This is a genomic window from Paenibacillus marchantiophytorum (assembly GCF_014640555.1).
GTDB lineage: Bacteria > Bacillota > Bacilli > Paenibacillales > NBRC-103111 > Paenibacillus_E > Paenibacillus_E marchantiophytorum.
Genome location: NZ_BMHE01000004.1, coordinates 142,695 through 155,952, shown reverse-complemented (window position 1 = coordinate 155,952; position 13,258 = coordinate 142,695). Strand labels below are relative to the sequence as shown.

The window sequence follows — 13,258 nt, the reverse complement described above, 5'->3', positions numbered from 1 at the left end:
AGAGACTGCCTTTTGTTATAGGTGTTATTTATCCGTGAGATCCTCCAAAGCCGTATCGGAAAATTCTTCGCGAATGCGGAGGATGTTCGGTAATTGTTCGAAGAAGACGTCTACAAGTTGGGGATCAAAATGTTGACCTCGCTCTTCCTTGAAGAGCTCCAAGATACGATCAAGTTCCCAGGCTTTCTTATAGACTCTTTCACTGCCAAGAGCGTCGAAAACATCGGCGAGTGCTGTAATTCGACCCAAAATGTGGATCGCGTCGCCGCTTATTCCTCGTGGATAGCCGCGTCCGTTCCATTTCTCATGATGTTCATGAGCGACAATTGCCGCTGTTTTAAGGATGCTGCGGTTGGAATTTTTAAGTAGATTGTAGCCAACTAGCGTATGATTCTGCATGATTTTGAATTCATCATCCGTCAACTTCCCAGGCTTATTCAAGATGCTGTCCGGAATGCCAACTTTGCCGATATCATGCATGGGTGAAGCCATTCGCAGCAATTCTGCTTCTTCCTGACTCATGCCGAGTCCTAGCGCTAATAGATAAGAGTACTCAGCTACACGCTTTACGTGATTGCCGGTTTCTTTGGACCTGCTCTCGCCAATTTCCCCCATTCGGATAATAAGTTCCTTCTGCGTTTCCTCAATCTCGTTCGTCAGCAATACGGATTCCAATGACTTGCCTGCATAGGAGGATGCCAAGGTTAAATATTCCATGTCTTTATCTGAGAATTGCTTGCCGGCGGTCAGTTTGTTGATGGCTTGGTAGGCGCCCATAATTTCGCCCTGGCTATTACGAAACGGAATGACCATGAGGGCTTTGGTACGATAACCCGTTTGTTGATCGGTTCGCAAAGCACCGCTTATGAGGTAGGTTTTATATTCTTCATTCGTGTAGGCGTCATCAATAAACACCGCTTTATCATAGGTTACCGCATACCCGACAAGGCCGGCAGTGCTTGGAATACGAATCTCATCAAGGCCGTGGGCCACTTTGGACCACAGTTCATTCTTGGTCGTATCCAGCAGCCAAACCGTACAGCGATCAGAGACAATCATCTCGCGTCCCATGTCAGCCATCAATAACAGCAAATTGTCCAGCACGCGTTCATTGGCAATTTTGGCTGCATAGTCAAAAATGACACGCAGCATTTCTTGAGGATCTAAATCTTCTTTTTCGGATTTTAAATTGAAGTGTTCGTGCTCCATGTCAGCCTCCTTGCATATCGCATTTATTTTACCATATATTCCGTAATTGTAGGTGGCATTCCTGCTAGAAAACACGGTTTTTGATTGAATTTGTCGAAATTTAATGTTGCCTTAATAATTAGGAAGTTGAGAATAAACTTGTGCTACAATGAATGTCATAGCATCCAGAAAGCAACTTGCTCGTCAAGTGTTATTTATAAATTTTGGAAGAAGGTGCTGAAATTGGCATGGGTGTGGGGATTAATAGGAAGCTTGGTTATCGCAGGCGCAGCGTATTGGCGGAAGTCTCTGTCACTCTCTGGTCTGATTTCTGCCGTAGTGCTTGGGACTACCATGTTTGCGTTAGGCAGCCTAGCGTGGTTTGGGACGCTGATTGCTTTTTTTATTTCTTCAACACTCCTCTCTAAATTCAAACATCGTCGCAAAGCTGCTGTGGAGAGCGGTTATGCCAAAGGGGGGAGACGTGACGCAGGCCAAGTTGCGGCCAATGGCGGTCTTGGATTGCTGCTGTGTTTGGGACATGCCATATGGCCAGATCCCGTTTGGTGGATGCTGTTCGTAGGGGTTATGGCGACGGTTAATGCAGATACATGGGCTACTGAAATTGGCGGATTGAGCAAAGCCGCGCCGCGCTCCATCTTGAATGGTCGACAAGTCTTGGCTGGAACATCCGGTGGTGTTACGGGATTAGGCTTGCTAGCCTCTGTACTCGGAGGTTCTTTCATTGGAATCATTGGCGGCTGTTTCAGTCAAATAGGAGATAGAAGCCTTGATTTGTACGAATTGCTGACTCTAGTCATCGTGGGAGCACTATCTGGCTTATTGGGATCGCTGGCTGACTCTTGGCTGGGCGCAACGGTTCAGGTCATGTATCGCTGTCAGATATGCGGGAAGACGATTGAGAAGAAGGTTCACTGTGACCAACAAGCCATTCAAATTCGCGGCATGCGGACCGTGACCAATGATAGGGTCAATGCCATTTCATCGCTCATCGGCGGTTTGGCCTGTTTGGGCATTAGCCTGTTGTTGTAAATGAAATAAACAACCCTGTTGCCTCTGGGCAGCGGAGTTGTTTGGCGTAAACCTATTGCACGGCAGGAGGCTTGGATTCGTTAAGCGTAATTTCCGGTGTTGACGGCTCAACAGTTGCAGGCATAAGCGCTTCCTGCAATTGTTTCTCGAGTTGGCGGACTTTACGTTGAAGCTTGTACTGACGTACCATGCCGAAGAGTCCCACGATCAAGCCACCTAGCAGTGTAGAGGTTAGAATAACAAGGATTAAAGGCGTGGATGTCTGGGCGAACATGAAATTAACCTGTACAGGATCCACATTAATGACAGCAAATACAGCAGTTATAAGGGCGAATACTAAAGCAGAAATCAGGATCCATTGCATCTTCATCCGCTATACATCCTTTCATGAGGAAGAGGTTGCGGGCATTGGCCGACAACCTCTCTCTGAGCAATTACTTCGTTAACTGTTCCATTTGATCGAGCAGTGAACTGAACACGCTCATCGCTTGTTTGATAGGTTCCGGAGTCGACATATCTACGCCAGCCTTCTTCAGGATGTTCAGCGAGTAGTCGCTGCCGCCGCTTTTCAGGAAGCCTAAGTAGCGATCGACTGCTGGCTGGCCTTCATCCAGAATTTGCTTGGCAAAACTGGTCGCAGCAGAGAAGCCTGTTGCATACTTATATACATAAAAGCTGTTGTAGAAATGAGGAATACGCGCCCATTCCATCTCAATATCCTGATCAACGACCATGTCCTTGCCATGGTAGAGCTTATTCAGACCATAGTAGATTTCACTGAACTCCTGGGGAGTCAGAGATTCGCCTTGCTCTGTTTTCTCATGCGTAATCATTTCGAATTCTGCAAACATCGTTTGGCGGAATACCGTCGTGCGGAACTGATCAGCGTAATAAGTCAACAGATAAAGCTTTTCTTTGGGATCTGTCACACGTTTCAGTAGGTAATCCATAAGTAAAGCTTCATTAAGCGTAGAAGCAACTTCAGCTAAGAAAATTGTATACTGCGCGTAACGGTACGCCTGAGTTTCGTCAGATAAATAAGAATGGATGGCGTGACCCATTTCGTGTGTCAACGTAAACATGCTGTTCAAGTTGTCTTTATGGTTCAGCAAAACGTACGGATGTGTGCCAAATGCACCCCAACTATAAGCGCCGTTCCGTTTGTTTTTATTTTCGTACACATCGATCCAGTGATTATCAAAGCCGTCTTGCAAGATTTTCAAGTAATTCTCGCCCAGTGGGGCTAAACTTTTCTTGATTTCTTCCTTGGCTTGTTGATACGTAATGTCCATTTTGAACTCTTCAACGAGCGGTGCAAAGAGATCATACATATGTAATTCATCGACTTTCAGCAGCTTTTTACGCAGTTTCAAATAACGTTGAAGCTCAGGAAGCGAGTCGTGAATTGTGGCGATTAAGTTGGTATATACTTCCTTCTTGATATTGTCGCCGAACAATGTGGATTCAAGAACAGAAGGATAGTGGCGAGCTTTGGTATAGAAAATATTCTTATTGATATTCGCGCTCAGCGTAGCGCCAATTGTATTCTTATGACTGCGGTAAGTTTCGTACACGGCATGGAACGCATTTTTCCGCACTTCCGGATCGCGGCTTTCCAAGAATTGAATGTAGCTGCCGTGCGTGAGTTCAACTTCTTCGCCTTTTTCATTTTTGATTTTGGGGAACTTCAAATCGGCGTTGTTCAACATGCCGAAGATCGTGCTGGGAGCTCCAGCCATATTGCCGGCTTGGGCTAACAAAGCTTCTTGTTCCTTAGTCAGCGTGTGAGGCTTCTGACGAATCATTTCTTCCAGTGTATCTTTGTAAAAGGTTAAAGTGGGATCGTCAACCAACTGTTCAAGCTTTTCATCCGACAAACTGAGAATTTCAGGAGAAATAAAGGAGAGTGATTCTCCGACTTCAACACTGATTTTTTTGGCTTTATCCGATAATGCTTGATAAGTTGGCTCTGCTGTATCTTCATGATGTTTCATGTTGGCGTACACATACAGTCTTTCTGTTTTCAGAGAGACTTCATCTTCCAACTCGAAACATTGCTTCACTGTAGCGGGATCGCTAAGTTTACCTTGGAAGGCGCTGATTTTGCCAAGCGAGTTCTTCACACTTTGAAATTCCTGTTCCCAAGCCTTCTGGTCGGCGTATAAATCCTCCAAATGCCAGCGGTGCTCGGCAGGTACTTGCTTGCGTTCCAATATTTGAGTCATTGGAGCCCTCCTGTTCTTGTTTTGAGTTTGGGGTACTTGGTTTTCCTTTGCATGCAAATCGGCTGTGGGGATTGAAGTCAGAAGAAGTCCCATTGCCGCAGTCACATAGATCCAGCGCATCACGGTCACTCCCGGCGTATGCCCATGGGGAGATCCAGAAGAAATCCCATATCATGGTTTTCACCTAGTATGACCGTTAACCCATTCAATTATGATTATATGAAAAAGCTGGAAGGAAGTAAATTTACACTCCTGCTCCAAAGAAGCTAATCAAGATCAGGACAAACGATAACGACACCATAACAATGGCCAGCAAGGCAAGGTAACGTTTCATTTGTGCCGGTAGGCTGTCTTTTTTCATGATTAAAATGATCGCTAGGCAGAAGGAGACGAGTACGAAAGTAATAATAGATCCGGAATTGGTCATTGGAGAATCATCCTTATCCCTATAGAGTATGACGCTTGCTCACAAGCGCATGATACTAAGTTTCGCTGCGAACAGGCAAACTCCTTTTTCAGCCGGCATGCGGCATGGATTCGTCCGAATTTTCACCGTCGTCATCTGTCTCAGCTTTGACGAGAATTAATTTGCCGCGAGCATCCATTTTGACCGTATAACGATCTTCTGGAGACATTTGCGCCTCTTTGCTTAATTCCTTCGGCAATGTTAATTGTCCGCGCTCTCCGACTTCGACCAAATATCCAACCATTTTGGCCCATTTGCCTGCGGCAAGTACAATGACAATAAGTAAACCGATGAACAACCATTTGCCAAGCGGGTTAGAATCGAAATAAGGGGCAAGGAAATTCTCGCCGGTAATCATTTTACCTGCTGTTAAAGCAAGCACACCTGAGCCGATATAAACGATCCAAGGATAGGTCTCAATCCATTTAATGAATAAAGTGCTTCCCCAAACGACGATTGGCACGCTGACCAGAAGACCGATAATAACAAGCAAGAAATTTCCGTGTGCAGCTCCGGCTACGGCGATTACATTATCTAGACCCATAACCGCATCGGCAATAATAATCGTTCGGATCGCTGCCCACATACTGTCTTTGGCTTGCATGTTTTCGTGATTTTTCTTTTCGCTGAGCAGTTTATAGGAAATCCAGAGGAGCAGAATTCCACCAACTAGCAGCAGACCGGGAATCTTCAATAATGTAACGACAACAAGTGTAGCCAATGCGCGGATGACGATCGCACCGACGGTACCCCAGAGGATGACTTTCTTTTGTGTTTCCTTTTTCAAATTGCGGGCGGCCATTCCGATGACAATCGCGTTGTCGCCTGCTAAAACCAAATCAATAAGAATAATACTGAGCAATGAGACAAAAAAACCTGTTGATAACCAATCCATAATCGAACACTCCCTTAGCAAATTTTTGAAAAAAAATAGAGCCTGACACCGATGGACGGTGAAGGCTCTAATTCATCAAAAAAGACCTTCACCAATAAAACATGGCAAAGGTCTTGCTAACAACGTTGTCGTTGCCAATAAAGCCGGGATCTGATGAGGATCCGAATTGACGACTTTACTGTATCAGCTACTCCCCTTTGGAGTAAACGCTATGAAATTATATCTTTATTATAAGAAGACTAGATGAGAAAGTCAAGGCATTGGGACCATAGGATTGGACAGCTTGGACTAAACGGCTTTGAAAGCATCCATAATGGCTTGCCATTCTTCCTCTGTACCTTGGAATTTATCCTTCGCAAATCGCTCATTGGCCCAGTGAAGCATGGCTGGACGACCGATGAACGTATGGCATTCTTCGCCCCATTGGTCACTGATTTCGGTCAGGACGATTTTGGTTCCTTGGACCTCGACATTCAGCATGTTCCATTTGTCTTTTTTGTAGATGGTATGTTTCTTAAAAGGTTGATTTGACACTGTTTTTCCTCATTTCTGCATTGAACGCAAAGATATAGGCAATCGTACCATAAATAAGGCCGATTTCCAAACAAGTTGTCTCTAAAATTTCTGTTGCAGGGCAAGTTTAACCTGTGATAAAATTCTCCTAATCCTTTCCATAGGGAACGGACCAACAGGCAATTAGAACGAATGATGAGCTGAGCAGAGGAGAGATGAGCATGGAAACAAAGCGTGTTTATGAACAGGTAGGGGTCGCTATGACCTCAAGATCGTATGCCGAATATGAGAAAATGTTTATGCTGCAAACCGAGGATTTAGTTGGCAAGCGAGTCTTGGATGTGGCGGGTGGCGCCTCTTCGTTTACTGCCGAAGCAAGGCAAGCTGGTATTAAGGCTGAAGCGGCTGATCCGCTGTACGAGAAATCCGCTGAAGGCATATCGCAGCACGGCATGCAAGAGATTGAACTCGTAGCTGCCAAGATGGAGAAATTGCAGGATGTATATGACTGGAGCTACTATGGTTCTGTAGAGAACCATAAGGCCGGACGAATCGAGGGTCTCCGAAGATTTGTGGAGGACTTCTCTCGCGAAGATGCGGCTTCCAGGTATCACGTTTCCTATTTGCCTTCGCTGCCATTCGAGGAAGCAACCTTCGACTTGGTTGTGTGCAGCCACTTTATGTTTCTCTATGAGGAACAGTTTGACTTTGACTTTCATCAAGCAGCGATTAGAGAGCTTCTCAGGGTCTGCAAACCAGGCGGAGAATTACGGATTTATCCGTTGCTCAATTTTCGGACTGTTGAATATAGCAGGCTTACAGATTTAATGAATGGACTGCAATCGGATGGCTTTTTGGCCGAAAAAAGGCAAGCGAACTTACCTTTTTTACCGAATTCCAAGCAATATTTATGCATAAGCAAACCTGTCCCTGCATAAGCGCAAAACGTTGGTACATCAACAAATTTTAGCTTATCCACCGTGTTTTGAGCGTTGATTTTACGAGGTCGGAATGGTATAATTTTCTTATTCGTCACAGATGGCGATATTTTTAGGAGGTTGTTCATTTGAAGGGTACAGTTAAATGGTTTAACGCAGAAAAAGGCTACGGTTTCATTTCTGTAGATGGAGGCGACGATGTATTCGTACACTTCTCCGCAATTCAGGGCGAAGGATTCAAAACATTAGAAGAAGGCCAATCCGTTGAGTTCGATATTACTCAAGGCAACCGTGGTCCTCAAGCAGCTAACGTCACCAAATTATAAGAAACTGGGAGATCCCCACTTATAAATAGTGCCATAGCACAAACAAAGAAGACAGCATTCCGATTCATTCGGGGCTGTCTTTTTTTTATATTTTGGCCGTTAGTCGAGCCGAGAGTGTCCTTATCGCGAGGTTGAGGGAACTAGAGGGAACTACAGTGCGCTATTGGAGCCAAAAGTGTCAATATCGCAAGGTTGAGGGAACTACAGTGCGTTATTTTGCTGTTTGTTGGGAAAATCGGCGCTTTTCGTGGAAATAAGATACTGTAGTTCCGCTTCCACCCCAACATCCCTGCTATTTGACTAAATAGCGTACTGTAGTTCCCCCTTAACAGGAGTTGTCGCTTGGAAGAGGCTCAGCTCTCATCGCGCAGCTCTGTCGTGCATAGCTCTCGCCGAGCTCTCATCGCGCAGCTCTGTCGCGTATCGCTCCCGCGCAGCTCTCATCGCGCAGCTCTGTCGCGCATCGCTCCCGCGCAGCTCTCAGGGCCGCGAAACCGTGTTTCTCACTTCCGTTTATTGCGGCGGGAATAAACCATGCCACAAAATGTCAATAATTTGTTTAGCGGCTTCGCTTTCATAGGGGAACATTTTGTTGCCGCTGCCATCCCGAGCATGGCCCATCATCAGCAGCGAGGTATAAGCACGGGCAATAACGCGAGCATCAACCGGGCCGATTTCTCCGGATGCGGCAGACTTGTTGAATTCGGCTTCCAACGCATCGAGGATTCCTTGTTCGGATTTGCGCATCGCGACCATTTGTTCTTCTGAGAGGGTCGCCTCCATTTTACGCATGAAGGAATGGAGATCGAAGTCAATGGCTTTCAAATGGGCTTCAGTGATGTCTAAGAGCCTGTCACGCAGGGAAGCGGGTTGACTTAAACGCAACAAGGTAACTTTTCTGACATTTTCCATGAGTTGAATCATCGATGCCGTCAGCAGATCGGACTTGGATGGATAATAATAATAGACAGAAGCTTTGGTCACTTCGCACTCTTTGGCGACGTCATCCATGGAAACTGACTCGTAGCCTTTGGAGAGAAATAGCCGAATAGCCGTCCTTAGTATTTTTTGAGTGAGGGGTACTTCCCCTTGGGCAGCACGCGGTCTACCGAGCGGTTTTGTCTTTTTGTCCATAGCAATCACTCCTGAAAAAAATGAAAATAAAAAAGATGTTGATTAATTAACTATATAGTATATATAATTAATTGCGTGCTTCAAAATAACCATATCACGTCAAATAAGTACGGGGAGAGATGTTCCAATATGCATGAGAATCCGCTATTCAGCAAGCTGGGAGCGATCGTAGCCGGTCGTCGCAGCAAATGGATTACTTTGATCGTTTGGGTTTTACTAACTGGAATTTTATCTGTCTTTTTGCCTAACGTCAATTCACAAGAAAATAATGGTGCCAGTAAGCTGCCTATCGACTCTGCGTCGCTTCAAGCGAGCGATACGATGCGCGCGCAATTCCCAAGCGATGAAGGCGTACCTGCATTGGTCGTCTGGTACCGGGCAGCAGGATTAACAGATCCGGACATCGCCGCCATCCAGAAGATTGCGAAACAGTTGACGGATACGCCACTCACTGCACAAAAAGGCTTGCCGCCGCTGCACCAAATGCCTGCGCAAGCTGTGAAAGCGATGCTTTCGAAAGATGGCACTTTATTGGTTCTGCCGATTTCCTTTAACGAAGGGACAGAAACCGACGTGCTGCAAGCGGACTTGAAGAAACTGCAAGAAACAGCAGCAAATCAGCTGGGAAGCGATCCGTTCGCCCTTAAAGGTGACGAAGCAGGACTGCATGCCCGGATTACCGGCCCTGTCGGTATTCAAACGGATGCTACCGCCTTGTTCAAAGGGGCTGACTTTGCCCTGCTTCTAGCTACGGTTCTTCTCGTGCTGATCCTGTTGATCGTCTTATATCGTTCCCCAATTCTCGCTATCATTCCTCTGGTTGGGGTGGGTTTTGCCTATGGCATCATTTCGCCGATTCTTGGCTTTCTGGCCAAACAAGGCTGGATTACTGTAGACGCGCAATCGATTTCGATTATGACCGTGTTATTGTTCGGCGCTGGAACAGACTATTGCCTTTTCTTTGTGGCCAGATATCGGCAAGCTTTATTGGAAGAGAAAGACAAGTACGCAGCGCTGCGCGTCTCTTTCGGAGGCGCTACAGGGGCCATAGGGATGAGCGGCTTAACGGTTATCGTTTCATTGCTTGCTTTGCTTTTTGCCCATTACGGGTCCAATCATCGCTTTGCGATCCCGTTCAGCGTAGCTATTTTCATTATGGCTGTAGCCAGTTTAACCCTGGTTCCTGCTTTGCTCGCTATTATAGGGCGCGTTTCCTTCTTCCCGTTTATTCCGTTGACGCCTGAAATGCGTGCTGAGAAAGAAGCTCGCAAAGGGAGGAAGATTCGTGTGCAGAAGCCGGTCGGCAAGATGAGTGCTGCACTGGGACACATCGTCACAGAGAAACCTAAAAGCGTTCTTGCAGTCAGTCTAATTATTCTAATTGCGCTTGCCGCTTTTGCACCGCAGATTAAATTTACGTATAACATTTTGGAATCTTTCCCATCAACCATGCCGTCTCGCGAAGGATTTACGCTGCTTTCCGAGCATGTTTCGCCAGGCTCGCTTGCTCCGGTGAAAATCATTGTCAACACTGAGGGGAAAGCAGCGGATGTGCAGGGAGCCCTATCGAAGCTTCCCTATGTAGAGTCTGTTTCTAAGCCCGTAGACAGTAAAAAGGATGCCGCATACAAAGCCTATGAACTGATCTTTAAAGAAGATCCCTATGCGCTCACATCGATTGATCGCATTCCAGAAATCCGTTCAACAACGGAACAGAAGCTGCAAGAAGCGGGATTGTCGAAGCCGCAAGTCTGGGTAGGCGGTGAAACCGCCACGCAATATGACACTAAAAGTGTTGTAGAACGCGACACGTACATTGTTATTCCGGTTGTTATCATCGTCATTGCCTTACTGCTGCTTATCTATTTGCGCTCGATTGTCGCGATGGTCTATCTCATTGCTACGGTCCTGCTTTCGTACTTCTCTGCTTTGGGAGCAGGGTGGCTCATTCTCCACTATTTCATGGATACTTCGGCCATCCAAGGATTAATCCCGCTCTATGCATTCGTATTCCTCGTGGCTTTGGGGGAGGATTACAATATATTTATGGTATCAAGCATTTGGCAGGAACGAAATCGATTGAAGCTCAGGGATGCTATCCGGCTTGGTGTCAGTACGACGAGCAGCGTCATTACATCAGCGGGACTTATTCTGGCAGGAACCTTTGCTGTATTGGCCTCATTGCCCATTCAAGTGCTGGTCCAATTTGGTGTCATTTGCGCCATTGGCGTTATTCTGGATACTTTTATTGTAAGGCCATTCCTTGTGCCTTCGATTACCATGCTGCTGGGAGATTTGTCTTTCTGGCCTGGTAAAATCAAACAACAACCGCAGAACAGTTTGCAGAAGTAAGCTAAGCCTACCTAAAAAGGCCTCCAATTCCACTTGTCCAGTGGTTTTGGAGGCCTTTTGGTTTTGAAGAACTGACTAACTGTCATATTTAATCCGGGGGTCGGCCAGCGAATACAGAATATCCGTGAGGAGATTAGTTAGAAGCACGATGATAGCAGCCACGAGATTGAGTCCCATTAAGATAGGATAATCCCGGGAAAGAATGGATAAGAACGTTAGTCTGCCAATGCCTGGCCATTGGAATATTTGTTCAATCACAATGCTTCCACCGAGCAAAATAGGAATTTCGGCCGCGATGACGGTAATAATTGGAACCAAAGCATTGCGCAGCGCGTGTTTGTTGATTACAACGAAGGCATGCAGCCCTTTGGCATGCGCGGTGCGCATATAATCTTGTTTCAAGACTTCGAGCATGCTGGAGCGTATATAGCGCACTTTCTTGCCGGCGACGACGCTGCCAAGTACAAGCACGGGGAGCACCAAATGAATGAGCCGATCCCGTAAGTCCCCCTCATAACCCAAAGTCACCATGCCGCCAGTTGGCAGAAGATGGAGTTTGACTGCGATGACGTAGATGAGGGTTAAACTTAAGAAAAATTGCGGAACAGAGACGCTGATGAAGGAAAAGCCGGTCATTAAGTAATCAAATTTCGTATTTTGCTTCAAGGCGCTTAGAATACCGATGGGGATGGCAATAAGGAGCCCGAATAGCAAGGAGGCAGCGGCTAGCAGCAGCGTAGGACCCAACCGTTCTGCGATGATATGGAGGACAGGCGCGTGGGAGCTGAATGAGTAGCCCAGATTCCCCTGCAGCAAGGCGCCTAACCATTTGATATATTGCGTGAAGAGCGGGGCATTCAGTCCTAGCAGTTCTTTCCGCGCTTGAATGAGCTCCCTGGGTGTATCAGGGTCGATGAACAGCTCAACTGGATTCCCAGGGGCCAAATTAATGATAATAAAATTAAGGATCGTTATGCCTAGCAAGACCAGCAAGGATATGAGGAGACGACGAACAATATACGGTGCCATAGGATTTACCTCCATAAGTATTGCCGATCAGTATGTGGAAACTTCCTCAATTCCTTTGCTTTTCTTGCGGGCTATTTCTCGGCGAACGATAGGGGCTACTTCGGTCGCCAGCAATTGGATTGTCGTGGCCACGTTCTCGTAGGGAAGCTCGCCGATGTCGACTTGTAGAATAAAGCGGTTATGTCCGATCAGCTCATGCTGAAACAAGATTTTCTCCGCAATCTGTTCAGGCGTTCCTACCGCAAGCCCCTCCTGCGGGGCTGTTACTTTAGCCGGGTCAATATGAGGGATGCCCTCATTAATTTTGGGCAGAAAGCGCCCCACATAATTCTCATAATAGCGAGAGAATTCTCGCCATGCCTGCCCAGGTTCCGAAGCGATGCAGCCGTGGCTTGCAACCGCTATGGGCAATCTGGAAGCATCGTGCCCCGCTTGCAGTCCGGCTTGTCTGTATGCCTCTGCCATGGATTTAAGCCTTGCTGGATCGCCTGTGAGCAAGGCAAACAGGGCTCCTCTGCCTAGCTTGCCCGCCCTTACAGCGCTCTCTAAGGTACCGCCCATACCCAACCATACGGGCAATCCCTTCTGAAGAGGGCGGGGAACGATGGCAGCATTCGTGAGGCCAGAACGGAATTGCCCCTTCCAAGTTACGTTTTCATTCTCCACACATTGCAGCAGCAGATCGATCTTTTCATCGAAAAGGGTTTCATAGCTGGCAAGATCGTAGCCGAATAAGTCGTAAGCATCCAGCGAATTTTTGGCACCGCGACCTGCGACGATTTCGGCGCGGCCGGCTGACAGCAGGTCAACCGTTGCATAATCCTCGAATACGCGGACAGGATCCAGGATGCTAAGAACGGTTGTCATGCTCGTTAACTTGATGCGCTGGGTCACTTGCGCGATAGCCGCTAACACGACGGCGGGAGAGGAGATCGCGAAATCAGGTTTATGGTGCTCGCCAAGCCCGAATACATCAAGACCAACCTCGTCGGCAAGCTTGGCTGCCGCGATGATATCCTGTAATCTTCTCGCAGGGCTTCTTTTCTGTCTGGATACGGGGTCTGCAAGCAAATCCCCAAAGGTGTAAACGCCAAATTCAAATTCTTTGGCAAGAGGTTGGACGACATTGCTGCTCATAA

At 46.9% G+C, this 13,258-nt stretch carries 13 protein-coding genes; 4 read left to right on the top strand and 9 right to left on the bottom strand.

Features of this window, described 5'->3' with window-relative positions; genetic code table 11:
* Positions 1 to 24: 24 nt before the first annotated feature.
* Positions 25 to 1,209: an HD domain-containing phosphohydrolase gene (locus IEY34_RS06240; protein ID WP_189009174.1), complete on the bottom strand. Its 1,185-nt coding sequence runs from the start codon at positions 1,207 to 1,209 to the stop codon at positions 25 to 27.
* Positions 1,210 to 1,431: 222 nt separating this feature from the next.
* Here IEY34_RS06240 and IEY34_RS06235 point away from each other — a divergent pair, with 222 nt between their 5' ends.
* Positions 1,432 to 2,241 carry a DUF92 domain-containing protein gene (locus IEY34_RS06235; RefSeq protein ID WP_189009171.1) on the top strand — a complete coding sequence of 270 codons (810 nt, stop codon included), beginning with the start codon at positions 1,432 to 1,434 and terminating at the stop codon, positions 2,239 to 2,241.
* 52 nt (positions 2,242 to 2,293) lie between these two features.
* Here IEY34_RS06235 and IEY34_RS06230 read toward each other — a convergent pair whose 3' ends face one another.
* The 5 genes from IEY34_RS06230 to IEY34_RS06210 form a co-directional block, all read right to left on the bottom strand.
* Positions 2,294 to 2,611: a LapA family protein gene (locus IEY34_RS06230; protein ID WP_189009168.1), complete on the bottom strand. Its 318-nt coding sequence runs from the start codon at positions 2,609 to 2,611 to the stop codon at positions 2,294 to 2,296.
* 64 nt (positions 2,612 to 2,675) lie between these two features.
* Positions 2,676 to 4,466: an oligoendopeptidase F gene (gene pepF / locus IEY34_RS06225; protein ID WP_229757496.1), complete on the bottom strand. Its 1,791-nt coding sequence runs from the start codon at positions 4,464 to 4,466 to the stop codon at positions 2,676 to 2,678.
* Positions 4,467 to 4,710: 244 nt separating this feature from the next.
* A complete protein-coding gene (locus tag IEY34_RS06220) occupies positions 4,711 to 4,893 on the bottom strand; it encodes a hypothetical protein (RefSeq protein WP_189009162.1) in 183 nt (60 codons plus the stop codon).
* Between the two features lie 88 nt (positions 4,894 to 4,981).
* Positions 4,982 to 5,827: a TerC family protein gene (locus IEY34_RS06215; protein ID WP_189009159.1), complete on the bottom strand. Its 846-nt coding sequence runs from the start codon at positions 5,825 to 5,827 to the stop codon at positions 4,982 to 4,984.
* A 288-nt stretch (positions 5,828 to 6,115) separates the two neighbouring features.
* Positions 6,116 to 6,307: a hypothetical protein gene (locus IEY34_RS06210; RefSeq protein ID WP_189009572.1), complete on the bottom strand. Its 192-nt coding sequence runs from the start codon at positions 6,305 to 6,307 to the stop codon at positions 6,116 to 6,118.
* Positions 6,308 to 6,561: 254 nt separating this feature from the next.
* On the opposite strand from IEY34_RS06210, the gene IEY34_RS06205 reads away from it, so the two are divergent.
* Together IEY34_RS06205 and IEY34_RS06200 are read left to right on the top strand one after the other, a co-directional pair.
* A complete protein-coding gene (locus IEY34_RS06205; protein WP_189009156.1) occupies positions 6,562 to 7,278 on the top strand; it encodes a class I SAM-dependent methyltransferase in 717 nt (238 codons plus the stop codon).
* Between the two features lie 128 nt (positions 7,279 to 7,406).
* Positions 7,407 to 7,604: a cold shock domain-containing protein gene (locus tag IEY34_RS06200; RefSeq protein WP_028556542.1), complete on the top strand. Its 198-nt coding sequence runs from the start codon at positions 7,407 to 7,409 to the stop codon at positions 7,602 to 7,604.
* A 513-nt stretch (positions 7,605 to 8,117) separates the two neighbouring features.
* Here IEY34_RS06200 and IEY34_RS06195 read toward each other — a convergent pair.
* On the bottom strand, positions 8,118 to 8,738 hold the full coding sequence (locus IEY34_RS06195; protein ID WP_189009152.1) for a TetR/AcrR family transcriptional regulator: 621 nt from the start codon (positions 8,736 to 8,738) through the stop codon (positions 8,118 to 8,120).
* A gap of 129 nt (positions 8,739 to 8,867) precedes the next feature.
* Between IEY34_RS06195 and IEY34_RS06190 the strand changes: the two genes are divergently transcribed.
* A complete protein-coding gene (locus tag IEY34_RS06190) occupies positions 8,868 to 11,090 on the top strand; it encodes an MMPL family transporter (protein ID WP_189009149.1) in 2,223 nt (740 codons plus the stop codon).
* 75 nt (positions 11,091 to 11,165) lie between these two features.
* Here IEY34_RS06190 and IEY34_RS06185 read toward each other — a convergent pair whose 3' ends face one another.
* Positions 11,166 to 12,119: an ABC transporter permease gene (locus tag IEY34_RS06185; protein ID WP_189009146.1), complete on the bottom strand. Its 954-nt coding sequence runs from the start codon at positions 12,117 to 12,119 to the stop codon at positions 11,166 to 11,168.
* A 27-nt stretch (positions 12,120 to 12,146) separates the two neighbouring features.
* Positions 12,147 to 13,256 (bottom strand): LLM class flavin-dependent oxidoreductase, encoded by a 1,110-nt coding sequence (locus tag IEY34_RS06180; protein ID WP_189009143.1) that lies wholly within the window; start codon positions 13,254 to 13,256, stop codon positions 12,147 to 12,149.
* Positions 13,257 to 13,258: the final 2 nt, after the last annotated feature.